The sequence below is a fragment of the Bradyrhizobium sp. BR14999 genome (assembly GCF_056106085.1).
On record NZ_CM148536.1, the window covers coordinates 8,097,154 to 8,121,921 of the forward strand.

A 24,768-nucleotide genomic window follows, 5' to 3' on the forward strand; every position below is an offset into this window, starting at 1 on the left:
TGCATCCTCCCTTTGGCTGTTGTTTATGCTCTAGCGGGCGAACTCGACGCATTCCGGTGATGGCGGCAGACCCCAGACGTCGCGCGGCAGTCCGACCCAGACCTTCGGGCGCTGCGGACGATCGCGATGCCACGGACGCGGATCGAAATAGCCGAGCTCCTCATCGATCATGCGGTCGAGATCGTGGAACAGCTCGACCAGATGACCATCGGGATTGCGGTGATAGACGGCTGTGTTGTGGCCGGGACCGTGACGGACCGGTCCCCAAAGGATGGGGAGCTTGTGGCGGGCGAGATGATCGCAGGCCTGCTGCATGTGGGAAGGGCCGCGCAATTCGAATGCAAGATGATGCAGGCTGCGCACGGGAGCACGGGCGAAGTTCAGCGTGTGATGTTCATAGCCGCTGCGCATGAAGACGAAGCGGTCCTCGACCCAGTCGGAGACCCGGAAACCCATGACGTTCGCATAGAACTCCGAGGCCGCAAGCGGATCGGGCGTACGAAGCGCGACATGGCCGAGCTTGGTGACGGCGAGCGCACCGATCCGCTCCTGCGCCGGCGTCGGCGTCCAACCCTGGATCAGCTCGAATTGCGTTCCTTCGGGATCGATGAACGACAGCAGCCTGGAGACACCGGGCAGAGCATCACTCCGCAGTTCGGGACGCAAATCCGCGCGTTTCAGGGCGGCGCTCAGCGACTCGATCTCGACATTCGGAGAAATCTCGAAAGCGATGCTCTTCAGCGCCGCCTCGCCGGGCTCGATCACCAGCGAAAGCTGCTCGGAATCGCTGGCGAGAAAAATGCGATGTCCATCGCGACCGACCAGGCCGAGGCCAATCACTCCGCGGTAATAGTCGAGCAGTCGCTCGCAATCCGGCGAGGCGAAAGTGGCGTGTCTCAGCCGTGTGAATCGAGCAATGGGCGCTTGGGTCGTCATTGTGTTGGTTCACTCTCTCATGGCGTCATGATGATCTTGCCGAGCGCGGAGCCCTGCTCGAGCAGTGTGTGAGCTTGCCTGACCTGGTCGAGCTTCAGTGTCGCCGAGATCGCCGGCTTGATCGCGTTGCGGCTCAGGGCCTCAATCACGTTGCGCATCAGCGCACGACGTCCTTCGCGATCGTGGTCATAGATGTGGAAGGAGAAGCAACGCACGGCCGGGCAGATGTCGAGATGATTGCGCATCGCCGCCATCAGATTCTCTTCCGGCAACCCGGCGAAGGCGTTGTATGACAGCAGCGTGCCCCATTTGCCGAGCGCGCCAAGATAGGAGGTGAACTCGGATCCGCAGACGTGGTCGAGCACGAGACCGACACCTTCGCCATTGCTCAGCTCGCGGGCCCGCGCCACGACATCTTCGCTACGGTAGAAGATGACGTGGTCGGCACCGTTGCTTCGCGCAAAGGCGGCCTTCTCCTCGGTGGAGACCGTGCCGATCACGGTCATCTGCGCCAGCTTGGCCAGCTGCACCAGCGCAGTACCGACGCCGCCGGCCGCGCCGATCACCAGTACGCTTTTTGGCGCGCGCGGATGCCGACACTCGTGCAGCAGTGCGTAGGCCACCTGGTAGTTCGACAGGCACACCGCCGCTTGCAGATCGACATTGTCGGGAAGAGCATGAACGGCGTCTGCCGGAGCGACGACGTATTCGGCGTAACAGCCGCCGCGCTGCGACAGGTCACGCGCGCTCAGCAGGACCTTCTGGCCGACCTGCAGGCCTTCAACGCCCGATCCGAGCGCAGCAATACGGCCGGCAACATCATTGCCGGGATTGGCCGGCAGCGGCGGCATCCATTTGTAGACACCACGGCGGATCAGCACGTCGGGCTGCCCGACCCCGAACGCCTCGGCACGAATCTGAACCTGTCCGGCGCCGGGCGCTGGCACCGGCGCCTCGACCAGTTCGAGTGCATCCGGCCCGCCCGGCTGACGTACCAGAACCGCTCTCATGAGCTCATTCCCCCCTCCTCGAACCTATATTTTCGAAAATACTAGCGGTTGCGAAAATTATTGCAAGATGGTCGTTGGCGCGGCATCTTGGGCCATCGATTCATGGGCAGGACCATGCCTGACAGCGCCATTCGCCCCCGCAAGGAATTCGGCAAGACGATCGCCGCCGACATCACCCATCGGCTGCGAGAGGAGATCGTGACCTGCGGTCTGGCGCCGGGCGAGCCGCTGCGCTTCGACGTGTTGCGCGAGCGCTTCGGCGCGAGCTTCACCACTTTGCGCGAGGCGCTGACCGCCCTTGCCGCCGAGGGGCTGGTCGACGCCCAGGAGCAGCGCGGATTTCGCGTGGCGCCGGTCAGCCGTCAGGATCTGGTGGAGGTCACCGACGCCCGGGTTCTGATCGAAGTGGAGTTGATCCGCCGCGCGATCGAACGGGGCGACGACGACTGGGAAATCGCCGTCATCTCGACGCTGCACAGGCTGAAGCGCATCGAGCAGCGCGATCCCGAGCATCCCTTGCGCGATCCCGAATGGAAGATCGCCCACCGGCAATTCCATCAGGCGCTGGTCTCCGCCTGCGGCTCTGCGACCCTGCTCGCGATCCGCGCCGAGCTGTTCGATCGCGCCGAGCGTTACCGGCATCTGTCGGCCAATTTCCGGCCGCGCCCTCGCGACAAGGCCGGCGAGCACCAGGCGATCATGCAGGCGGCCATATCGCGCAATGCCGATCTCGCCGTGCAACTGATCGAGACGCATATCCGCACCACCGCGGACAATGTCGCGAAATACGCCGGACACCTGCTCGACGCCGAATAGATGGCGCGGCTTTTTCAGGCGCAGTGGGCTTGCGTCCCGCATGATTTTCGAAAATACTAGAGATCATCGAAAAATGCCAACTCGTGGGTCGTAATCATGAAGCTGCTGTCGTTCTTGGATGGAAATCGCGAAAGCTGGGGCGCCGTTGTCGAAAACGGGGTCGTGGATCTGGGCCGTGCCCTGCCCCAGTATCCGACGCTCGCGGACTTCGTCGGCAGCGACGACTACGCGCGACGCGATGCCATCGTCGCCCAGCACAAGCCGGCGATGGCGCTGAGCGCCATCAAATATCTCCCCGTCATTCCGCGCCCGGAGAAGATCGTCTGCGCCGTGCGCAACTATCTCGACCACCACAATGAAGCGGTCGCCTTCGGCATGAAGCGCGAGATCACGGAATTCCCGCCGATCTTCCTGCGAGTCTGGCGCTCCCAGGTCGGCCACAACGCACCTGTGATCCGGCCGAAGGTCTCGGACAATTTCGACTGGGAGGGCGAGCTCGCCGTCGTCATCGGCAAGGGCGGCCGTCACATCAGCCAAACCGACGCCTGGAATCACGTCGCCGGCTATTCGATCTACAACGACGTCAGCGTGCGCGACTGGCAGCGTCATGCGCAGCAGATCGCCTCGGGCAAGAACTTCGTCGGCACGGGTCCGTTCGGACCCTGGCTGGTCACGCCGGACGAGATCGGCGATCCCACTAAGCTGAAGCTCGAGACGCGGGTCAACGGCGCGACCGTGCAGTCCTCGGACACTTCGATGCTGATCTTCTCGATCCCGCGGCTGATCGAATATTGCTCGACCATTTTCGACCTCGTCCCCGGCGACGTCATCGCCACCGGCACGCCGGCCGGTGTCGGCTTCACCCGCAAGCCGCCGATCTTCCTCAAGCCCGGCGACGTGGTCGAGGTCGAGATCGAGAACATCGGCGTGCTCAGTAATCCGGTCGTGGACGAGGCATAGGTTCGCATGTCGTCCTATGACATTCGCAAGACCGCGCTCAGTGTCGAGACGGTCTGGCACGAGCGCGGCCCCCGGCTGGAAAAGCCGCTCCTGGTCGGGACGGCCGATGCGGTCGTCGCCAATCCCTTCGCGGGCCGCTACGAGCCGAACCTGATGCCGTTTCAAGCGTCGTTGCGTGAGCTCGGGCGCGAGCTCGCGAGCACGCTAATCGCGCAACTCGGCGGCGCGCCGCACATCGAAGCCTATGGCAAAGGCATCATCGTCGGCGAGGACGGCGAGCTCGAGCATGGCGCCGTCTGGCATGAGGCTGGCGGCCAGGGCATGCGCGAAGTGCTCGGGCAACCCAAGGCGATCGTTCCGGCGGCAAAGACCATCGGCGGTCCCGGCACGCGCCTGATGGTCCCGCTTGGGCACATCCATGCGTGTTATGTGCGCAGCCATTTCGGGACGGCGGAGATGACGCTCTGGGATGCGCCCAGGCGTGACGAGATCGCCTTCGGCCTGGTGATGGCGACCGGCGGCAGGCCGCATGCGCGGATCGGCGGGCTCGCCGCATCGGATATCTCGGTGCACGATGGGCAGCGCTGAGGATTGACGGCGGATCGCGCCACGAAACTCACAAGCCTGGCAGTCATGACGCCCGCGGGAGCTTCAGACGAGGCGCCGGTTCATTCCGGCGCCTTTTGTCTTGTTTGAAAGGCTCAGGCCAAGACCTACCTGGCGTCGCCGCGATCAAATCCCACCTCGATCATCATGCAGCTCTCATTTTTGATCTGAATCAAAGATCGCGACGATCGATATAATTAACATGTTAATCATTATAGCAAAGGGAGGTGCCCCATGGGTGAAATCGTGCTTGCAGCCAAGATTGCACACGTCCCCTCGATTCTGATTTCGGAACGTGAGGGACCCCTAAAGGGCAAGCGAGCGGCGGCAATTCAGGCGTTACGAGAGATCGGCAAGCGCGCCCGCAATAGAGGAGCCGACACATTCCTCGTGTTCGACACGCACTGGATCTCGAATTTCGGCTGCCACATGAACGCGAACGCGCGTCATCGCGGCGTGTATACGAGCCACGAGGCGCCGCACATGATCCAGAACATGAACTACGATTATCCTGGTGATCCAGAGCTCGGCGATGCCATTGCGGTCGAAGCCTCAAGGAGCGGCCTCCAGGTTCTGGCGCACAAGGTGGAGACGCTCCCGCTCGAGTACGGCACCATCGTGCCGATGCACTACATGAACGAAGGCGGCTGGGCGCGCGTCCTGTCGGTCGCAGCCCCGATCTTCGCCAGCATCGAGGAGAACCGCACGTTTGGAGCGGCCTGCGCCACGGCGATCGCCGCGTCGAGCCGCAAGGTCGCGGTCCTCGCCTCCGGCTCCATGTCGCACAAGCTAATTGCCAACGATCAGGTCGGCGACGGCCAATGGGAACAGGTCGGCAGCGAATTCAACCGTCAGGTCGACTTACGCGTCCTCGATTTATGGAAGGAGCGCCGCTATGCGGAATTCGTCCGCATGCTTCCCGAATATTCGACCAAGTGCAACGGCGAAGCCTTGATGGCCGACACCCACATGATGTTCGGCTTGCTCGGTTGGGATGCATATAAAGGCGAAACCGAAGTGCTGTGTCCTTATTTTCCGTCCTCGGGCAGCGGCCAGATCATCGCCGAACATCATCTGTGAACGAATCCGTGCTGTCGGCTCTGCCGCCGACTGCGCACATCCAGCGGGAAGTTCGCAGCATCCGGTCGAGGGATGGCCATGTTTTTTGTCACCAACTCAAGCCTTTCTGGGTCGCCTTGACCGCGGCCTGCCTTCGCCTCGGGACGGAGAACTCCCGGCAGCACGTGTCTCGGCGGGCATCAGATGCCCAAGCGGCAACTGCGAGGTTTGCTTCAGGCAATCGAGGACTATGGACGAGCGCACGTGCGCGACACTGTCGTGCGGCAGAAATACGCCGTTGAGAAGCATCGAGAGCGCCTTGAGGTCGGTGATCGCCACCTTGACGAGGTAGTCCGCTTCGCCCGTGAGTGCGTAGGCCTCCTGCACTTCTGCCAGGCTCTCGATGAGCTTGAGGAAGCGTCTCGAATTGTCCGGCGAGTGCGTTGCGAGCGTCACCTGTACGAAGACGACGATGCCCAGCCCAAGCGATTCGCGATCGAGATGGGCATGGTAGCTTGCGATCGTGCCGTCATTTTCGAGCGCCGCGCGACGGCGCGAACATTGAGATGCCGACAGGCCGACAACATCGGCCAGTTCAAAATTCGACAACCGTCCATCGGACTGGAGCGCTTGCAGCAATTTCACGTCAAACTGATCCATGCGCGATCCTTGCACGATAAGGGGGACGTGCGCATGTTTCACGCATAACTTGTCTTTGTCGAGCAGATTTTGCGGAGATCGTGCAGAGGGCTGGCAGTATATTTCTTTGGTCGGATCAAATACCATTCCAGGAGCGCGATATGGGCCCCTTCCCTCACGATGCCCCACCCGCCACGATTTCGGCAGCCAATCCAGCCGGCACCGACGGCTTCGAGTTCGTCGAGTTCGCCCATCCGGAGCCGCAGAAGCTCGCCAAGCTCTTCGAGCAAATGGGCTACACCGAGGTTGCCCGGCACAAGACCAAGGACATTTCCGTTTGGCGCCAGGGAAAGATCAATTACGTCCTGAACCGCGAGCCGAACTCCCATGCCGCCCGCTTTGTCGCCGAACACGGACCTTGCGCGCCGGCGATGGCCTGGCGCGTCGTCGATGCCAAACACGCCCTGAAGCGCGTCCTCGAACTCGGCGGAACGGAATACACCGGCAACGACAAGTCACTCGACGTGCCGGCCGTTATCGGCATCGGCGGATCCCTGCTGTATCTGATCGAGACCTATGGCGCGAAGGGTTCGCCCTATGCAGCCGAATATGACTGGACCGGCGAAGTCGATCCGACACCGAAAGGCGTTGGGTTCTACTATCTCGATCACCTGACGCACAACGTCATGCGCGGCAACATGGACACCTGGTACAAATTCTACAGCCAGACGTTCAATTTCCGCGAGATCCGCTACTTCGACATTTCCGGCAAGCTGACCGGCCTGACCTCGCGCGCTCTGACGTCACCCTGCGGCAAGATTCGGATCCCGATCAACGAAAGCGCCGACGACAAGAGCCAGATCGAGGAATATCTGCGCCAGTACAAGGGCGAGGGTATCCAGCACATCGCCGTCGGCACCGACGACATCTATGCGGCGACCGACGCTATCGCCGGCCGCGGGCTCGAGTTCATGCCGGGCCCGCCCTCGATCTACTACGACAAGTCGTTTGACCGCGTGAAGGGCCACACCGAGCCGCTCGATCGCATGCGCAAGCACGGAATCCTTATCGACGGCGAAGGTGTCGTCAATGGCGGTCTGACCCGCATCCTGCTTCAGATCTTCTCCAAGACTGTGATCGGCCCGATCTTCTTCGAGTTCATCCAGAGGAAGGGAGATGACGGTTTTGGCGAGGGCAACTTCAAGGCCCTGTTTGAGAGTATCGAGGCCGATCAGATTCAGCGCGGCGTGCTCAAGGCATCCTGATGGAGGCAGCCATACCTGACGCATGGAAGAGCTATCGCGGCGCGCCGGCCGAAGGAACCATCCTGTGCGACGCCCATGACGTTGGCGAAGGGAGCCTCAAGTCCATCAAGTTCGGTCCCGCAGATTTTCCGATCCTGATCGTCAGGTCGGCGGGCACTCTCGCAGCCTATGTCAATGCATGTCCGCATCAGTACCTACCCCTCGATCATCGCGGGGAGAACGTGCTGAGCGCGGACGGCACGGTTCTTCGGTGCACCAACCACAGCGCCGGATTTCGCGTTCAGGATGGCACCGGCGTCGAGGGACTGGGCCTGGATTGCGCCCTCGATGCCATTCCGATCGTCGTGGACGACGACGGTCGGATTCGCGTGCATGCCGCATCAGCGGCTTGAGCAATCCAAAGTCCACTGCCCGACCTTGGCAGTCGACAAGGATCATGCCTCATCTGCGATCGTGTTGCGCAGGATACCGACGCCCTCTGCTTCTATCTCGACGACGTCGCCGGGCTTCAGCCAGATAGGCGGCTCGAAGCGCGCGCCGGCACCTGTCGGCGTACCGGTCACGATGACATCGCCAGGAACCAGCGTCGTGAACGTCGAGATATAGTTGATGATCTTGCGGAAGGAGAAGATCATCCGGCTCGTGCGGTCCTGCTGGCGGACCTCGCCGTTGACCCGGGTTTCCAGCTTGATGTCGGCAAGCTGGCTCTCATCGGTATAGGGGATTAGCCAGGGTCCCATCGAACCGGTGCGATCGAAGTTTTTCCCCTGCGTCACGTTGAATTTGGCGTGCCGCACCCAATCGCGGATCGTGCCTTCGTTGCACAGCGATATTGCGGCGATATGGTCGAGCGCTGCGCTCTGTGGAATCCGGCGACCGCCCTTGCCGATCACGATGACGATTTCGCCTTCATAGTCGAGCTGCGGGCTCTCCGGGGGACGCAGCAGAGCCTGTTCATGGCCCGTAAACGAGCGCGGAAAACGGATGAAGAGCGAGGGATTCGAGGGGGCCGCCTGCCCGTCCTTGTATTCCTCGTTCCGGTCGGGGAAGTTCACGCCGACGCAGATGATTTTTTCCGGTGCCGGAATCGGAATCTCGTAGCGGATATCAGTGACCGGAAAATCCGCCGGCAACGCGGCGCTCTCCTCGGCCAGGGACACCAGCGCGCCGGCTTCGATCACCTCACGCAACGTACGCCAACGCTTGCCATGGCGGCCGGACAGGTCGACGACGCCCTGATCGCCCAGGAGACCGTAGCCGGGCGTGCCGTTGCGAGTGAAGCTGACGAACCTCGGACGAGACATGTGGTGCCTTTCCCTCGTTTCAGGCGATATGCGAATGCCGGTCACGGGGCGATGATCGGCTGGGCGGCCAGATCGGCGTCGCGCGGTTCAGCTCCGGCAAAGAGGCTGCCATGCTCGAACCAGGATTTGGGCGCGGGCGCTCCCCAAAGCGTCTGACGTTGCGGATCCTTCAGGTCCCATTTGATCGGCTCGAGATCGGGATCGACCGTCTGGTAATCCGAGCAATAGATCTCGATCCGATGACCGTCCGGATCAAGGATATAGAGGAAGAAGGCATTCGAGATGCCATGGCGGCCGGGACCGCGTTCGATGTTGGACACCCATCCGGTGGTGGCCATGAGGTCGAGAAGATCGATGATGTTGAGCGGGGTCGGCACCCAGAATGCGGTGTGGTGCAGGCGCGGGCCGCGGCCATTGGTGAAGGCCAGATCGTGAACGCCGCCCTTGCGGTGAGTCCAGGCCGCCCACAGCCGCCCAGTCTCCTCATCCGCCGTGTACTCCGTCACGCGAAAGCCGATCTCGTTGTAGAAGGCAACGGATTCATCGACGTTCGGCGAGAAGCAATTGAAGTGATCGATGCGGAGCGGCTTCACGCCCTTGTAGAGCGCGTATTTCTGATGAATCGGCGGCAGCCGGTCCATCTTGGAGTAGAACTCGAGGGGAATGCCGTGGGGATCGCGGGTGCGGAACGTGCGGGATTGATAGGGACGCTCGACCCACTCAACCGGCAGATCCCTGCTGCTGAAGAAGCTGGCGGCCTTGTCGAGATCTTCCTCGCTGAACACCTTGAAGCCGAGGTCACGGGCTTCGATCTTTTCGGACTTCCGCAGCACGATGCAGTGATGGCCGCGCTCTTCCATCGCGCGAAGATAGATCGCATCGGAGCTCTCGTCCGTCACCTGCAAACCAAGCGTGTCGACATAGAAGGCCCGTGACCTCGCAAGATCGCTCACGCCGAGTTCGACATGACTGAGACGCACGATGTTGAATGGTGGATAAAGGTTGGGCTTGGGCAATGCCATGATTTCCTCCGTTGGTCTGCTGCGGACCGCTTAGCCGCCCAATTTTTGGATGTTGTGCGCGGTGGTGGCGAACGCGACGTTCTTTGTCTCCATATAGAAATCGAACGACCAATCTCCTCCGTCGCGTCCGATGCCCGAGCTCTTCACACCGCCAAAAGGCGTCGGCAGGTGACGAACATTCTCCGAATTGACCCAGATCATGCCGGCTTGCAGCCGGTCGGTGAAACGGAAGGCACGGGTGACGTCGGCAGTCCAGAGATATCCGGTGAGGCCATACTGAACGTCGTTGGCGAGCGCGAGGGCATCGGCCTCATCCCTAAACGGGATCGCCGTCAGCACCGGCCCGAAGATCTCTTCCTGCGCGATGCGCATTTGGTTGTTGGCGCCGGTAAAGAGTGTCGGCGCAACGTAGCAACCGCCGCCGGGACCGTCGATCTTGCGGCCGCCGGTCGCAATCTTGGCGCCCTCCGTTCTACCAATCTCGACGTATTCGAGCACCTTCTTCTCGTGAACCGGGTGGATCAACGGACCGATGACGGTCTCGGGATCGAGCGGATGCCCCACTTTGATCCGGCTGGCCTTCTCCGCAACAATTGCCGTGAACTTGTCATAGATGCTCGCCTCGACGAGAAGACGCGAGGACGAGGTGCAGCGTTCACCGTTGAGAGAGTAGATCATGAACACCGCCGCGTCCGCGGCGCGTTCGAGGTCGGCATCCGCGAATACGATCACCGGATTCTTGCCGCCCAGTTCGAAATGAACACGCTTCAGCGTATCGGCGCCCTGTTTCATGATCATCGATCCGGTGCGGCTTTCGCCAACGAAGCCGATCGCCTTGATGAGCGGGTGCTCGGTCAGCGCCTTGCCCGCGTCCTCGCCAAAGCCGTTGACGAGATTCCAGACGCCCTTGGGCAGCCCGGCCTCCTCCGCAATCTCGATCAGCAGACGTGCAGTCAACGGCGAGAATTCGGCGGGCTTGTGAACGATGGTGCAGCCCGCCGCGAGCGCCGGCGCGATCTTCCACGTCGACAGCATGAAGGGCGTATTCCAGGGCGTGATGATGCCCACCGGGCCGATCGGCACGCGGGTGGTCATGTTCACCTGACCGGCGGTGCGAAGCGACTTGCCGTCGCGCGCCTCGGGCGCGCGGTCGGCGAAGAAGCGGAAATTCTCGGCTCCCCTCAGCGCGGCCTTGGCCATGAACTTCAGCGACTGTCCCGTATCCATGCATTCGACGAACGCAATCTCTTCAGCGCGGGCGACGATAGCGTCAGCGACCTTGTGCAACAGTTCCTTTCGCGCATCGCCGGATGTTTCGGCCCATTGCGGAAAGGCCGCCTGCGCCGCCCTCGCGGCGCGATCGATGTCCGCGGCCTTGCCATGCGATACCTTGGCGAGCGGCTTCAGGTCGACCGGAGAGATCGTTTCAAAAGTCGCATTGTCCGCAGCCGGGATGTCTTCACCGCCGATGCGGTTGAGCACGCCCGTCTCTCTGAAGCGGGCAAGGTGGCGCTCGGCCTTGGCGATATTTTCCTGCAGCTTGGACATGACGGTTCACTCCCTTTTGCAGCGCCGCACGCGGGCAGCGACCCTCCACCTGTTTTCCGCGAATCCAGGGACGAACGGCATCGCCCTTCCGACGCATCAATCCCGGGTACCGGTGGATATACTTAACATGTTAAGTATTTCGTCAGCTGTCAAGCGTTTTCGCACCTCCACTTCACGGCGAAACGCCCCGACCGGTTTGACACAGGGTACGAGACACGAGCCCATGCCGGGAATATTCTCCTCGGCCAAGCCATGGTCGAATCCATGGTTCCATAGATCGCATTGAAGAAATCGACGGCGCCGGCTTCCTTGAGGGATCAGCGCGTGCGCGTGATCCAACGGCTGCCGTTGTAATTGGACGCGCGGCGTCGGAGCTAAAATACCAGCAGCAGTCCCGAAACCAGCAAGATGCTGAGAATAATCCGCCGGAACAGCGCGTCATTGACGCAGCGAAAGACATAAATACCGAGCGCCGTTCCTGCGAGGAGCGCCGGGATGCTGATTGCGAAGTCAACCAGGACCTTTGTCGACAGATCTTTTCGGATCAGCATAAGAACAAGGGCGAATATCTGCATGGCGGCGATGAAGGGTTGAACCATTCCGCGCTGCTCGGTTTTGGGGACCCCGTGGATGTCACACCATATGGTCGGTATTGCACCCGGCATTGCCGTCAACCCGCCGATAAAGCCTCCGCCGAAACCGATTAATGCATTGCGTCCCGCATTCATCTGCAAGCGATGGGAAAGCACCGGCCGGAATAATGTGTAGGCCGCATAGCAGGCGACCGCGAGACCAAAGCTCTCCCTGAAGATCCGCGCGTCAGCGGCTTGCAGCAACCACACGGCGATCGGAACGCCAAGCAATCCGCCAACGACGAGAACCGAGCTCTGTTTCCAGCGGATGCTTTTTCTCAAGGCCCAAAGACCCGTGGCCTGCACGGTGATGCTGCAGGCCATCATCAGCGGGACCGCCTCCAGTGGCGGGAGAACGTGAAGGAGAATCGCGCCGGCCACCGCCGAAAAGGCAAAGCCCGCGAGGCCCGAGACGAACGCGCCGCAAAACACTGCGATACTGAGCAGGCAAAACGACGCAATGTCGCCCATGAGCTAATCTTTCATCCTGGAGTGGCGACCTTGCGATTAGTCCTCCGACGACAGTCCGGGCGGCTCGGGCGCGGCTCCGGCATCGCTCTGGCCGGTCGACGTCAACATCGTGGCTGCAAGGATGTGCAAAATGACAAAGCAGATGGCGATCGTTGCAAGCAGCGCATTCTCGCTCAACGCCGAAATCAGAAGCTTGCGTTCGAACAACTCTTCACTGACCGACATTGTCACCTCCGCCAATATCTGACCGAGAGGCAAACTGGTGCCACGTATTGTCGATCAGACGACGATACTGTCGAAGGGTGCGCCCTGCCTGCAGCCGTCGCGAATGGTGGAGCGTTTGAAGGAGGCGCCCAAACCGGTCTTCTTTTCGAGAAGAACCTGTGGAGGCGACAAACGAATTCGCTGAAAATGGCGCGTCGCTTTTGGTTGAAGCTCTGCTGTTGAATAATGGTACGGAGGGTGCCGCGATCGACTGACACATCTTGTGAAGCAACGCCCCATAGAACACGCGAGTGAGACGCGGCGCCCTTTCTTCCAAGCGCATGACACGAACACCTTGTGTGAGTGGCTGGATACGGCTGGAAGTATCGAACGGGACACCGCGCCGCGCTTTAAGACGAGCTTAATTTGTCCTTATCGTTTCCTTGATTTTGCAGGGTGTGCTTGATTTCGACCCCGTGTACCGGTTGAATATCCGCCTCGCGCGCACCTCCGAAGGCATTGTTTTGCTGTATCTATTTGACGAATTTGTTCTCGACACCGACCAGCGGGAATTGCGCCGCGACGGACGTGCGATTCCGTTGCAGCCTCAGGTTTTTGACCTCCTCGAATATCTGATCCGCCACCGTGCCCGGGTGGTGACCAAGGACGATCTGATCAGTGCAATTTGGGGCGGGCGCATCATCTCGGAGTCAGCGCTCACCACCCGCATCAACGCCGCTCGTACGGGAATAGGCGATTCCGGCGAAGCGCAACGGCTGATCAAGACTTTACCGCGCAAAGGCGTCCGCTTTATCGGCGCGGTGCGCGAAGCACCCAGGGAGGCCGAGAGCGCAGTCGCACCTCTGAAGCTCGAAACCTCCGCCCTGGTGGTCGGCCGGACAGCCCCCCTCGGGATTATCGACCAGATGGCCCGGCACGTATTGTCCGGCAAACGGCAGATGGCTTTTGTCACGGGAGAAGCCGGAATAGGCAAGACGGCATTCATCGCCAAAGCCATCGAGCGGCTGACGGAACAGGGCTTCGATCTGCTTTATGGGCGCTGTACCGAACGGTTCGGAACAGATGAGGTCTTTCTGCCGCTCATCGATGCCCTGGTGAACAGGTATCGAACGAACGGTCCCGAGCTGATTTCGGCTGTTCGCACCCACGCGCCCACCTGGCTGCTGCAATTGCCAGGCGCGATCGACGCATCGGAACGCGCGGCTTTTCAGAATGAAGTGTTCGGCGCGACGCGTGAGCGGATGCTGCGCGAGTTTTGCGATCTCCTCGAAGCGCTGAGCGCCGGCCGCCCCTGGGTGATTGTTCTCGAAGACCTGCATTGGAGCGACTTCGCGACACTCGACGTGCTGTCTCGTTTCGCGCGCGGAAACGGTAGGGCACGCGTGCTGGTCCTCTGCTCTTATCGGCCGGCCGACAGCGCCATCGGTGGGCATCCGATCCGCCGCCTGCACCAGGATCTCCAGGTTCATGGATGCTGCAGCGAATTGCACCTCGATCGATTGTCGCCCCAGGAGGTCGAGCACTACCTCGCATTGCGTTTCAATGACGCCGAATTGGCCTCGGCCCTGTCAAAGCCGGTATTCGAGCGAACGTTGGGGCACCCGCTGTTCGTTGCGTCACTGCTCAAGCATCTGATCGACCAGGAATGGATCGTCGAGGTGGACGGCAGATGGCGCCTATCTTCACAAGACGCATTTGCTCGAGACGGCATTCCAGACAGCCTCTTGAAGATGATCGGCCATGAACTCGAACGCCTTACCGATAACGAACGGCGCCTGCTCGATGTCGCCAGCGTTGCCGGCGAAGAATTTTCTGCAGCTCTCGTTGCAGCCGGCCTATCCGATGACACCATCGACGTTGAACGGGACATCGAAGCGTTGATCCGGAAGGATCATATCCTGGTTCGTTCAGGTGTTTCCGAATGGCCCGATGGAACTTATTCGGGTGCTTACGCCTTCCGTCACATTCTCTATCAGAACGTCATTTATCAGAATCTGCCGCCCGGACATCGCGCGCAGACACACAAGCGCTTGGGCAAAAGGCTGGAGGAGGCCTATGCGGGCCGCACCGGTGAAATAGCGCCAGAGCTCGCCCTTCATTTCGAGCAGGGTCGCGACTTCCCGAGCGCGTTGCGCTATCTCGGAGAAGCGGCACAGAACTCGATGAAGCGCCTTGGCCATGCCGAGGCCGCGAGCTATCTCACCCGCGCGCTCGGCATACTCGATCGCTTCGATGCTGCCGACAAACTCTCAACCCGCATCGCGCTTCTGCGGCAACGAAGCCTGGCTCTCCGTTCGGGTGGCGACCTCGTCGGCTCGATCCGCGATCTCCAGGATGTGATTGCGTGCGCCGAACAGGTCGGCGAAATCAAGCAGCAGCTCAACGGTCTCATGGCCGTGAGCTCTTTATGGCTGCGGGTCGATCGCCACGCCTGTCTCGAGGCAGCCGATGATGTATTGTCACGGAGCCAGGCGCTTGCGGACGACACATTCAAGGCCCTGGCCCAGGGCAGCAGCGCCAGCATCAACCTGTTCCTCAACGGCTGGCGGGATCAGGACGCCACGCTCTGCGACAGGGCGATCGAGTTGAGCGCCAGCGCGACCAACTATGGCATCCTCATCCGGCGTCATGGAATATCGGGGATCGTTGATTGTTGGAGATCGCGGTACCAGCAATGCCGCCGCGCCGGCACGGAGGGAAAGCGGCTGGCGCGCATGGTTGGCGACGTTTACACGTTCGTCCTGTTCAATGTCCTTGAGTCGATCGCGCTCATTCATCTCGGCGAGTGGCGCGAATTACAGCGCGAAATCACGGCCGGCCTCGAACTGGCGGTCAGGAACGCGAACGATCCCAGCAGCGCATTGTGCCGGCTGACGCTTGCGTGGTTGCATGTCGAAGCGATGGATTTCGAGGGAGCCCGGGAGCTCTGCGAAAGCGTCGACGACAGTCTGCTGGTGGGCGATCAGTCCACATATTTCCACAAGCGGGCCGTCCTTGCGAAGGCGTTTGTCGGCCTGAATGATCCGTTGGGAGCTCGCAAGCAATTCGATGATATTGAGCGCCGCAGGCGTGAAGAAGGCATCGACATCGAGTTTACCGCCGCAACGCAGGTGTATCATTGTCTCGGCGAATATTGCCTGCTGATCGGCGACTTTACCCAGGCTCGCAGATGGGCACGCCAGCTGCACGACTATGTCGCATCGGCGCCCGATCTCAATCACCTGGCCAAGGCCCACGAGCTGCTCGCGCGCATCGCATTTGGCCTGGGCGATTCGGGGGACGCTCTACCGCACCTCTCCCGCGCGCTGGAGATCGTTGACGACGCCGATTTCCCGATTGCTTCGTGGCGGGTGTACGGCACCGCCGCCGAGATCTTCGCGAGGTACGGAGACGTCGACAGGGCGGCGACTTATCGCTTGCGATTTGTCGAGACCGTCCGAAGGCTCGCGCGAAATTTCGAACCCGAGGATCGGCTGCACAAGAGCTTGCTCGCTGGGTTAGCAACGCGAACAGCGCAACTGGAAGCGATGACCTCGCTGCCTCTGCGACCCTCTTAGCCGACGGCCGTGCCGACGCGTTTGAGAACTCACCCCTCCACCCGCCACAGCCGCCACCGCTCCGGCACGCCTTTCAGCTGATGCACGCCGTGATCCCTGAACCGGATCTCGGGCTGCGAAACCAGCTCCTTCACCGCGCTCGACACCAAAACCTCCCCCGCCCGCGCCTTCGCGGCGACGCGGGTGCCGATGTGGAAGGCGAGACCGACCATTTCGCCGCCGCTGATCGTGTATTCGCCGGCGTGCAGGCCCACCCTGATCTCGAGGCCGAGCGTGCGCACGGCCCTCTGGATCGCGGTCGCGCAACTGATGCCGGCAGCGGGCTTCTTGAACGTTGCCAGCACGCCGTCGCCGGTGGTCACGACTTCCTTGCCGCGCGAGCTCTTCAGCTCCTTGCGGACGGCAGCGTAATAATGGCCCATCACCTTGGTCCAGCGCACATCGCCGAGCTTGGCAGCCTTCGCGGTGGAGCCGACGATATCGACGATCAGGATGGTGGCGAGCGCCTGCTTGAGCTCGGTGCCGCGCTCGGCGGATCGGCGCCGCAGCGCGATCGGTCCGGTCAGCGGCTCGTAGCGATGGTTACGACGCCGCGCGATCGCCGCCGTTGCGTAATCAATGGCACGTTGCGCCGTGCCACAACGAACGGTTTTCTGCTGCGGCGATCGCGACCAGTAGACTTTGCGCCCGTCGCCGGCGCCCTGCACCTCGACGGCGCCCCACTTCAGGAAGACTGCCGAGCCGACGCGCCTGACACACCACGCCTTCGACGTGTATCCGGAAACGTTGGACTGATGGACTCCGATGCGAAGGAATTTTGGCATGAACGAGCGGCCAAAGACCGTTTGGGCGGACCTTCGGCAAAACGTAGCCCTACAATCCAACGTTGGCAACAAGACTCCCGCCACTCCGCCCTCCGGGATCTAAGCCCGCTTCCTAAGCTCCCCTGCCGCCGCCCTGCTTGCCGATCGTGCAGCGCCATGCGGCCAGACGTTCGGCCGGATGCTGCGCCATCCATTCGGCGAGCTGCGGCGCGCCCATCAGGCAGGACTGCATCGTCACGTCGGCGAAGTTCGAGGTCGTGACGATCTGTTCACGACAGTCCGTCGGAGACGAAAGGCTACAGAGCACGGCAATGATCCTGATCATTTCACGCCAGCTCCTTCGACCAGTCGTATTCGGCTCTGGCGGCCGAGCGCTCCAACGCCCTGGCCGCATCGACGCTCGAAGTTTTTTCGGCGCGCCGCTGATAGTCCTCAGCCAGCATCTTCAACCGCGCCGCAACCACCTCGTCCGTCATGCTCCGCGCCGCGCGCAGCAGGCTCTGCGCCGTTTCGATATATTGCTTGCCTCGTCGTGACATCTGAAGCGTCATAGCGCCCTCGCGCGGTTCCGATGAAGCGGGCGGCATTCGTCGTCTGGGCCGCCAACGAAACCAGCCTACGGGTCTTGCGCGGGAATCTCTTTCAACAAGGCGCTCTCGATTGCCCATCCGCACGACGAGCGGCCCCGCGCATGAGGGCGGCCAAACGTCCCGTTTGCGCAACCGATGCGCCAGGCCAGAACGCGCCAGATCGCGGGGTCCGAATTTTCGTTCGATCTCGGAAACGCAACGACCAGGCAGGCGCGATCACGACCACGGCCGTTGCGGGCGCGACCATTCAGGCCAGCCCGCCCCCGAAACGACATGGAGATCTATGACGACGACGTCGCCGGTCTTCCGCGCGCCGTTACCCCTGATACGCAAACAGTTCGATGGGATCGCTGAAGCCGCGCACCTCGTGTTGGCCGACATGCTCCAGCTCGAACTTCCGCTCCACCAGCTCGGCGAAGGCGCGCGACAGCAGCACCGTTCGTCCCAGCTGCTTGGTCAGAGCCTCCAGGCGGGAGGCCATGTTGACGGCGGGGCCGATGACGGTGAAGTCGAGCCGGCTGGTCGAGCCGATATTGCCGTACATGACGTCGCCGACATGGACGCCGATGCCGTAATTCAGCGGCGCGCGGCCGGTCCCGTTGTTGCGCTCGTTCAGCGCGGCCATGGCCTTGCGGGCTTCGGTCACGGCATGCAGCAGGTTGGCGCAGGCATCGGGCTGGCTGAGCGGGAAGATGGCGAGCAGGCCGTCGCCGATGAATTTGAGGATCTCGCCACCATGTCGCGCGATCGGCTCGGACATCGCATCGAAATAGTCGTTGAGCAGATCGATGACGTCGTCGCGCGGCCAGTTGTCGGAGATCTTTGTGAAATCCCTGAGATCGCAGATCATGATCGCGGCGCGGACCGTTGTGCCGGTGCCGCGCCTGGTGGCACCGGCCAGGATCAGTTCGCCGGCATGGGAGCCGACATAGGTCTCGAGCAGCGTGCGCGCCAGCCGGTTCTTGACGCGGATCTCGCTGACCAGCGCTAGCACCGGCAGCAGCTTCTTCAGGCCCGCGATGTGCGCATCGTCGAACCCGCCGGGACGATCGGTGGCGAAGGTGACGAGATGGCGCTTCCCGAGTGTGTGGTAGAGCGGCCAGGCCACATAGTCGGTCAGGCCTCGTGCCCGCATCTCGTCATAGAGGGCGTGCTTGCGGCCGAGCGAGGAATCCTGCTCGAGCCGCTCGCGCACCTCGGCGGCGCCGTCATGGATTTCGTTGGCGGCGCTGCCGATATATTCGGACCGCTCGCGCACGTCATAGTCGACCAATGCAATCTCGGCCTCCCGCATCCCGTCGGACCACATCATCCGGGCCCCCAGCCATTGCGGGTGGTGGATCAGGATGTGAAGCGTCGACCGCTTGAGCGGGATGCCCGCCTGCTGGAGGCGGATGCACATCTGTGCGAAGATATTGTCGACGAAGCGCTCATCGCGCGTGCCGTTGGTCAGCCAGTCGACGACGCTGTCGGCTTGCGTAGGGGCGTTGTTGTCTGTCGGCGCGTTCATATCCTGCCCCTTTGAGCGGCGGTCTGCATCGAGCAGATATCGTGCTCCGACGCGGCGGCGTCAACCTGGCCAGTTGCCCGGTTTGTGCGCAGCGGCTCGGCGGGTCAGTCGCCGTCTAGCCGACGATCCGGATCGATCCCAGCACCGCCAGACCCGATGCAAGCGCGAGGCGCGATGGTTCGGTGACTTCGATCTTCAGCGTGCCGCCGCCAGGAATGGCAAAATGCGCGTCGCCAAGACGGATACTGCAATCGCCCCGAACCGCGTAAACCAGATGCGTGCCGGGAAACAACGATCGATCGCCGGGCTCCCTGAGCGCTTCGAGCTCGATCTCCGCCGCACCCCGCCGCGCCATCAGGTTCACGACCTCGACGGGACCCGCCTCGAGCTCGGTGACGATCGCGAGCTCGCCGGCAAAACGCACCGCGGTGAACGGCTCGCGCTCGTCGAATTCCTGCGTGGGCGACTTCAGCAGCAGCCCGCGCCCGCCTACGACCATCTGGAGCCTGTCGATGCCCGGCATATGGGAGAACGGACCCGGCGCCACGATCGGCGTCGAGGCGAAGCGCCAGAGCAGGCTGTCCCAATCCTTCACGGGCGCGCCAGCGCGATGGGCACCGGCGATATCGGTGAAAATGCCACCGCCATTCTTCCAGGGCGAGCGGGTGTAGTGTTCGGGCTTGAGCAGCGTGGTTTTCATGTCCGCATCATGCCCGTGATGGGCCGACTTTGCCAACCGGTTTGGCAAATGACGCGCGCCGATTCCGCGCGCCTGCCATCAGACCTTCGCGTCGGAGTCCGCCGGTCGGCTCGTTGAGCAATGCTTTTGCTACTTCGTCGTCAACGCTGCGACCGGACGCCAGGAGTCATCGGGTGCAGCGGCGGACAATTTCCGACAGCGCTCGCGCATCAGCTCGGCTGGACTATCGCGGCCGCGCTCAGACAGCACGGCTTCGAAATCGGCGAGCGCGGCAGTAAACCGGCGTGCGCGGTAGTGGGCAAGGCCCCGCGCGTAGTGACCGACCCAGGCGGGGGGTTCGTTGCCGACGCCATCCTCCCCGACGAGCCCGATCAGCTCGTAGACCGAAAATCCCTCCTCGCGTCCGTACACGGCAATGCTGTCGATCTCGCGCGTGATTATGGCGCCGCGGGCCAGACGTTCGGTTGCCTCGCCGATCAGGATTTGCGTGCCATAGGATTTGTTGGCGCCCTCGAGACGGCTGGCAACGTTCACGGCGTCGCCGATCACGGTGTAGTTCAGGCGCAGCTCCGAACCGATATTGCCGACCAGCATACGGCCGGAATTGATGCCGATCCGGATCTGGAGCGGCTGGCCGAGATCGTCGGCAAGGCCAGAGGCGTCGATTGCTCTCCGACAGCCGAGTGCCGCGCGGCAGCATCGCAAGGCGTGGTCGGACTGCGGCTGCGGCGCGCCCCAGAATGCCATCACGGCATCGCCGATGAACTTGTCGATGGTGCCGCCATTGGCAACGATGACCTCGGAGGCGAGGTCGAGATAGCGCGACAACAGCGGCACCACGCGGTCGCCGAGCCGCTCCGACAATCCGGTGAAACCGGCGATATCGATGAACATCACGCTGAGCAGCTGAATGCTGCCGCCGGGTTTGGCCTCGACGCCCTGACGCAGGAGCGAACGGACGAGATCGGCCGGAATGAACTTGCGGAACGCGGAGAGGCCGGCTGCCATTTCGGCGATCGCGCCCGACAGGCTCGCGATTTCCTTGAGACGCGACGGATGGCGGCGGACCTGCTCAAGCGCGAAAGCCTCGACGTGGCGGAGCTCGCCCACGACACGCGACAGCGGCGCCGCAATGACGGAGCGTGCCAACATTGCCGATGCCAGCGCCGCGAGCACGGCGCCGATTGCGAGGCCGAGGATCAGCCGCCGCAGCGTCGCCTCGACCGGCCCGAGAAACTCGGCCTCCGGGATCACCGTGGCGAGCGACCAACCGTGAAAAGGCAGCGGCGCGAGCGCGACTTCATAGGCGGCGCCAGCGAAATTCAGCCGGCTGCGCGAGGCCCGCTTGCGGCCCTCGTCACCTGCCGTCGCAAGCGCCAGCCGCGCCAATGGGAGCAGCTTGGTATCGCCCTTGGCGGGATGCAGCTCGTCGGCGTCCTTATCCGGTGCGGCGACCAGCTCACCGCTATCATCGATGATGAAGGCCGTTCCCGTCCGCCCGACCTCGAGCTGCGACAGGAAGCGCGCGAGCCGCGTATATTCAATCATGATCGCGAGCACGCCCTGCCGCTCCTGATAGACGTCGATCGGTCCTGCGAAGGCAATCGACGGCCGCTCGCCGGTGGGATGGTCCATCACCCTGAACCATTGCGGCTCCTCGGCGGCGAGCCCAGCCTTGAACCAGGCGCGGTCGGCGACGCGAAACTCGGTCGGCTCGAAACGGCGATTGGCGAACTCGATATCGCCGGGCACCACGTCATACTCGTCGACGCGCCGCTGGCCCGCATGGTCTGTCAGCGATATCTCCATCATCTCCAGGCGGCGATCGCCGAGCTTGTGCGCGGCGAAGAAGGAACCATCCGGCCAGCCGAAGGCGACCCAGGAGATCGTCGCCTGCGACTGCAACTGCGAGAGGAACACGAATTCGCGCTTGTCGGCCTCGCGGGTGTCGAGCACGTTCTGGAGGAACAGGGTGCGGATTGCGGTGTGCGCGGCGCGCGCCTCGTCGACGATGGCCGAGACCTCCTTGCGGACCGCCGCGACGATCTGCTCGTTGATAGTCGAAGCAAGCTGCCGGCTGGTCGCCTCCGCCGTTCGCCACCACAACAGGCTCGACAGCGCCGCGGTCAGCAGGATCGCGGCCAGGACCAGGGCCGAGACGGCCAGGCGAATGCTGACCGCCAGCCTGGCGATCGCGCGAAGCTGCCGTCCGGGATCGACGTTCATGGTTGTTTCCGCCTTCGGCCGGGCACGGCTCCTATCATTGCTCTACGCAGGCTTCCGCCGTTCATTACCTCTGGCAGGCCCAATCGATCGCAGCCAATGCTCTCCCGCTAATGTCTCGATAGCGCCAAGGCATTGGATTTGAACGGCCGCATGCCCGCTAATCCTGACCCAAGCGCACCTGTGGTGCGCCAGATCCAAACGGTCTCACGGATTCGTGAGCAGCTTCGCGGTAACGCGGGCTGCGCGCGGAGCGAAGCAGACCATGCGCCTTCGCCTACCCTGGCGATGCTATCTCGAACAGGAGAAACTCCGATGTCTGCCAAGCATGTCGTCACGTCGATCGTTCTCGCCGGCGCGGTATCAACCGCCCTCGCCACCTTTGCCGCCGCCGGCCCGCTGACCAAGGCGGAGGGCGATGCGGCCATCGCCGCCAAGAAGGAAAAATGCTTCGGCGTCGCGCTGAAGGGCCAGAACGATTGCGCGGCGGGGCCGGGCACGACTTGCCAGGGCACCTCGACCGTCGACTTCCAGGGCAACGCCTGGAAGTTCGTGCAGGGCGGCACCTGCGCCAGCATCGAGCTGCCGAACGGCAAGAAGGGTTCGCTCAAGCCGGTCTAACGCGCTGCGTCGCGCCCACGACAACATGGAAAAGCGGAGGAGACCATGACGACGGCAATCGTGCCCGACGTGTCTGCGGTGCCACTCCGCTACTCCGCTCCCATCGGCGGCGTTGCCGGGACGAGCTTCAAGCCCGAGCACCTCCAGGCCATCCTGAGCGCGGACCGGCAACGCGGATTCTTCGAGGTGCACGCCGAAAACTACATGGGCGCGGGCGGCCCGCCCCATCGCGCGCTGGAGGCGATCCGCCGCGACCATCCGCTGTCGCTGCACGGCGTGTGCATGTCGATCGGTGCACCCCAGCCGCTCGACAAGGCGCATCTGGCCCGCTTTCGAGGCTTGGTAGCTCGCTACCAGCCGGCGCTGGTCTCCGAGCATCTTGCCTGGTCGACGCATGACACCAGCTTCTTCAACGATCTTCTGCCACTGCCTTACACCGAAGCGACGCTGGCTTGCGTCTGCGACCACATCGACCAGGTGCAGGACGCGATCCGCCGTCCGCTGCTATTGGAAAACCCGTCGACCTATGTCGCCTTTCGCGAATCGTCGATGAGCGAGACCGATTTCATCCGCGCCATTGCCGAACGCACCGGCTGCGGGCTGCTGCTCGACATCAACAACGTCTTCGTATCCGCGACCAATCACGGATTTTCCGCGCTTGAGTATCTCGCGGAGTTTCCGCTGTCGCGCGTCGGAGAGATCCACCTCGCCGGCCATGCTGAGCAGGCCGACGACGAAGGCGACCTGCTGCTGATCGACAGCCATGACGGCCCGGTCGCGGATGCTGTGTGGAAGCTCTACGAGATCGTCATCCGGCGCCGCGGCGGCGTGCCGACGCTGATCGAATGGGACAGCATGATTCCGGACTGGCCGGTCCTGCAGGCGGAAGCCACCGCAGCACAAGCGATTCTGGATCGTTACGGCCCGGCCGTGCTGGTGGGAGACCGTCATGCCGCCTGAGCAGGATCTATCCTTTGCCGCCGCCTTTGCGCGGGGCCTGCTGGACCCCGCGCGGTCGGCGCCTGCGACCGTGGCGGGTCCCAACGGCAAGGCCGCCGGCAAGCGCTACGCCGTCTACCGCAACAATGTCACGGTGAGCCTGATCGACGCGCTCGCTGCGATCTATCCGGCAGTGCAGCGCATCACCGGTGCTGATTTCTTCCGTGCCATGGCGCGCTTCCACATCCGCAGCAGCCCGCCAACTTCCCCGCTGCTGTTCGAATATGGCCGCGAGTTTGCCGACTTCATCGCACAATATGAGTACGCGCAGACAATGCCCTGGCTTGCGGATGTCGCCCGCATCGAGCGGGCATGGCTCGATGCCTACCATGCGCGAGACGCCGCACCGCTGTCGCCCGCCGGGCTCGCAGCCGTCGCCTCGGAGCGACTTGCCGATCTCGTCTTCATCCCGCACCCCGCGCTGCGAATCGTACGCTCGTCATTTTCGGCGGTGACGGTCTTTGCCGCCAACCGCGACGACGCACCGGCTGGGCGCATCGACGCGTCCACGCCGGAAGACGCGCTGATCAGCCGGCCCGAATTCGACGTCATGGTGCGGCGCCTTCCGCCCGGCGGCGCAGTGTTTGCCGAACGTCTGGCGTCGGGCGAGCCACTCGGCGGGGCCGCTGCGTCGGCGCTGGATGCATGCCCCGATTTCGATCTCGCTTCCAACATCACCGGCCTGATCGAGGCTGGCGCGTTCACTTCGCTTGCTCTCGGAGACGCACGATGATCACCGACCAACGCATGACCGCAGGAAGCGGCCTGCCATCACTCGGGCTGCTGCTCGACAAGGCCAACGATTTGATACGGACGATTGCCGCGCCCTCGCTCGTTCAGCTCGTGCTGCGCACGGCGCTCGCCGTTCCGTTCTGGCGCTCGGGCATCCTCAAGTGGGACGGCTTCCTCAGACTCAACGACACCGCGGTGACGCTGTTCAGCGACGAGTTCATGCTGCATCTGCCCGGCGGGCCCTATCACTTTCCTGCGCCGGCGGTGCTGGCCTTCCTGTCGGGATGTGGCGAGATCATGTTTCCGATCCTTCTGGTGCTGGGTCTCGGCACACGGTTTGCCGCGCTCGGATTATTGTTCATGACCGTCATCGTCGAGCTCACCGTGCCCGACGGCTGGCCGCTTCACCTCACCTGGGCGGCCATGGCACTCGCTCTCATGGCTTACGGACCCGGGCATATCTCGCTCGACCATGTCATCTGTCGCGCGCGATCGCACGCGCGATAAGACGCTGCCGCG

General features: G+C 62.7%; 25 protein-coding genes. 11 read left to right on the forward strand and 14 right to left on the reverse strand.

The annotated features are described in order from the left end of the window. Positions 1-30: 30 nt before the first annotated feature. Positions 31-936, reverse strand: a complete 906-nt coding sequence (locus ACR9YP_RS37715) for a VOC family protein (RefSeq protein ID WP_474218451.1) — start codon at positions 934-936, stop codon at positions 31-33. Positions 937-953: 17 nt separating this feature from the next. Next, a complete protein-coding gene (locus tag ACR9YP_RS37720) occupies positions 954-1,946 on the reverse strand; it encodes a zinc-dependent alcohol dehydrogenase family protein (protein ID WP_474218452.1) in 993 nt (330 codons plus the stop codon). Between the two features lie 114 nt (positions 1,947-2,060). On the opposite strand from ACR9YP_RS37720, the gene ACR9YP_RS37725 reads away from it, so the two are divergent. The 4 genes from ACR9YP_RS37725 (at position 2,061) to hpaD (ACR9YP_RS37740) (ending at position 5,408) form a co-directional block, all read left to right on the forward strand. Then, positions 2,061-2,762: an FCD domain-containing protein gene (locus ACR9YP_RS37725; RefSeq protein WP_438111108.1), complete on the forward strand. Its 702-nt coding sequence runs from the start codon at positions 2,061-2,063 to the stop codon at positions 2,760-2,762. Between the two features lie 96 nt (positions 2,763-2,858). Continuing rightward, a complete protein-coding gene (locus ACR9YP_RS37730; protein WP_438111106.1) occupies positions 2,859-3,722 on the forward strand; it encodes a fumarylacetoacetate hydrolase family protein in 864 nt (287 codons plus the stop codon). 6 nt (positions 3,723-3,728) lie between these two features. Then, positions 3,729-4,310 (forward strand): amino acid synthesis family protein, encoded by a 582-nt coding sequence (locus ACR9YP_RS37735; RefSeq protein ID WP_474218453.1) that lies wholly within the window; start codon positions 3,729-3,731, stop codon positions 4,308-4,310. Positions 4,311-4,562: 252 nt separating this feature from the next. Further along, positions 4,563-5,408, forward strand: a complete 846-nt coding sequence (gene hpaD / locus ACR9YP_RS37740) for a 3,4-dihydroxyphenylacetate 2,3-dioxygenase (protein WP_474218455.1) — start codon at positions 4,563-4,565, stop codon at positions 5,406-5,408. Between the two features lie 96 nt (positions 5,409-5,504). On the opposite strand, the gene ACR9YP_RS37745 is transcribed toward hpaD (ACR9YP_RS37740), so the two are convergent. Beyond that, the gene (locus ACR9YP_RS37745) at positions 5,505-6,047 is read right to left on the reverse strand and encodes an Lrp/AsnC family transcriptional regulator (RefSeq protein ID WP_474218456.1); all 543 of its coding nucleotides are present in this window, start codon (positions 6,045-6,047) and stop codon (positions 5,505-5,507) included. 140 nt (positions 6,048-6,187) lie between these two features. Here ACR9YP_RS37745 and hppD point away from each other — a divergent pair, with 140 nt between their 5' ends. Both hppD and ACR9YP_RS37755 read left to right on the forward strand, forming a co-directional pair. Next, positions 6,188-7,291, forward strand: a complete 1,104-nt coding sequence (hppD, locus tag ACR9YP_RS37750) for a 4-hydroxyphenylpyruvate dioxygenase (RefSeq protein ID WP_474218457.1) — start codon at positions 6,188-6,190, stop codon at positions 7,289-7,291. Next, positions 7,291-7,683, forward strand: coding sequence for a Rieske (2Fe-2S) protein (locus ACR9YP_RS37755; RefSeq protein ID WP_474218458.1), 393 nt, complete (start codon positions 7,291-7,293; stop codon positions 7,681-7,683). Before hppD ends, ACR9YP_RS37755 begins: the two co-directional genes overlap by 1 nt. Positions 7,684-7,725: 42 nt before the next feature. Here the strand turns inward: ACR9YP_RS37755 and ACR9YP_RS37760 are convergent, their stop codons facing one another. From ACR9YP_RS37760 to ACR9YP_RS37780, 5 genes are all read right to left on the reverse strand, one after another. Next, positions 7,726-8,595, reverse strand: a complete 870-nt coding sequence (locus ACR9YP_RS37760) for a fumarylacetoacetate hydrolase family protein (protein ID WP_474221182.1) — start codon at positions 8,593-8,595, stop codon at positions 7,726-7,728. Between the two features lie 41 nt (positions 8,596-8,636). Then, positions 8,637-9,617 (reverse strand): 3,4-dihydroxyphenylacetate 2,3-dioxygenase, encoded by a 981-nt coding sequence (gene hpaD / locus ACR9YP_RS37765; RefSeq protein ID WP_128956617.1) that lies wholly within the window; start codon positions 9,615-9,617, stop codon positions 8,637-8,639. 30 nt (positions 9,618-9,647) lie between these two features. Continuing rightward, positions 9,648-11,165 (reverse strand): 5-carboxymethyl-2-hydroxymuconate semialdehyde dehydrogenase, encoded by a 1,518-nt coding sequence (hpaE, locus tag ACR9YP_RS37770; RefSeq protein WP_474218459.1) that lies wholly within the window; start codon positions 11,163-11,165, stop codon positions 9,648-9,650. Between the two features lie 374 nt (positions 11,166-11,539). Next, positions 11,540-12,268 (reverse strand): sulfite exporter TauE/SafE family protein, encoded by a 729-nt coding sequence (locus tag ACR9YP_RS37775; RefSeq protein ID WP_474218460.1) that lies wholly within the window; start codon positions 12,266-12,268, stop codon positions 11,540-11,542. A gap of 36 nt (positions 12,269-12,304) precedes the next feature. Continuing rightward, complete coding sequence (locus ACR9YP_RS37780; protein WP_474218461.1) at positions 12,305-12,493, reverse strand: hypothetical protein; 189 nt, start codon at positions 12,491-12,493, stop codon at positions 12,305-12,307. 437 nt (positions 12,494-12,930) lie between these two features. Here ACR9YP_RS37780 and ACR9YP_RS37785 point away from each other — a divergent pair, with 437 nt between their 5' ends. Beyond that, entirely contained in the window at positions 12,931-16,050 is a 3,120-nt protein-coding gene (locus ACR9YP_RS37785; RefSeq protein WP_474218462.1) for an ATP-binding protein, read from the forward strand. A 29-nt stretch (positions 16,051-16,079) separates the two neighbouring features. Here the strand turns inward: ACR9YP_RS37785 and ACR9YP_RS37790 are convergent, their stop codons facing one another. From ACR9YP_RS37790 to ACR9YP_RS37815, 6 genes are all read right to left on the reverse strand, one after another. After that, positions 16,080-16,874, reverse strand: a complete 795-nt coding sequence (locus ACR9YP_RS37790) for an adenylate/guanylate cyclase domain-containing protein (protein WP_370988069.1) — start codon at positions 16,872-16,874, stop codon at positions 16,080-16,082. Positions 16,875-16,986: 112 nt separating this feature from the next. Then, on the reverse strand, positions 16,987-17,199 hold the full coding sequence (locus ACR9YP_RS37795) for a hypothetical protein (RefSeq protein ID WP_438111091.1): 213 nt from the start codon (positions 17,197-17,199) through the stop codon (positions 16,987-16,989). Position 17,200: 1 nt separating this feature from the next. Next, positions 17,201-17,425: a hypothetical protein gene (locus ACR9YP_RS37800; RefSeq protein ID WP_474218463.1), complete on the reverse strand. Its 225-nt coding sequence runs from the start codon at positions 17,423-17,425 to the stop codon at positions 17,201-17,203. 355 nt (positions 17,426-17,780) lie between these two features. Beyond that, entirely contained in the window at positions 17,781-18,974 is a 1,194-nt protein-coding gene (locus tag ACR9YP_RS37805) for an adenylate/guanylate cyclase domain-containing protein (protein WP_474218464.1), read from the reverse strand. A 115-nt stretch (positions 18,975-19,089) separates the two neighbouring features. Continuing rightward, positions 19,090-19,674: a HutD/Ves family protein gene (locus ACR9YP_RS37810; protein ID WP_474218465.1), complete on the reverse strand. Its 585-nt coding sequence runs from the start codon at positions 19,672-19,674 to the stop codon at positions 19,090-19,092. Positions 19,675-19,803: 129 nt separating this feature from the next. After that, complete coding sequence (locus tag ACR9YP_RS37815; protein ID WP_474218466.1) at positions 19,804-21,900, reverse strand: adenylate/guanylate cyclase domain-containing protein; 2,097 nt, start codon at positions 21,898-21,900, stop codon at positions 19,804-19,806. Positions 21,901-22,212: 312 nt separating this feature from the next. On the opposite strand from ACR9YP_RS37815, the gene ACR9YP_RS37820 reads away from it, so the two are divergent. From ACR9YP_RS37820 to ACR9YP_RS37835, 4 genes are read left to right on the forward strand one after another with little or no spacing between them, the layout of a single operon-like run. Beyond that, positions 22,213-22,518 (forward strand): BufA1 family periplasmic bufferin-type metallophore, encoded by a 306-nt coding sequence (locus ACR9YP_RS37820; RefSeq protein WP_474218467.1) that lies wholly within the window; start codon positions 22,213-22,215, stop codon positions 22,516-22,518. A gap of 45 nt (positions 22,519-22,563) precedes the next feature. Further along, a complete protein-coding gene (gene bufB / locus ACR9YP_RS37825) occupies positions 22,564-23,478 on the forward strand; it encodes an MNIO family bufferin maturase (RefSeq protein WP_474218468.1) in 915 nt (304 codons plus the stop codon). Further along, on the forward strand, positions 23,468-24,250 hold the full coding sequence (locus ACR9YP_RS37830; RefSeq protein ID WP_474218469.1) for an HvfC/BufC N-terminal domain-containing protein: 783 nt from the start codon (positions 23,468-23,470) through the stop codon (positions 24,248-24,250). Before bufB ends, ACR9YP_RS37830 begins: the two co-directional genes overlap by 11 nt. After that, a complete protein-coding gene (locus ACR9YP_RS37835) occupies positions 24,247-24,756 on the forward strand; it encodes a DoxX family protein (RefSeq protein ID WP_474218470.1) in 510 nt (169 codons plus the stop codon). Before ACR9YP_RS37830 ends, ACR9YP_RS37835 begins: the two co-directional genes overlap by 4 nt. The last annotated feature ends 12 nt before the right edge of the window (positions 24,757-24,768 follow it).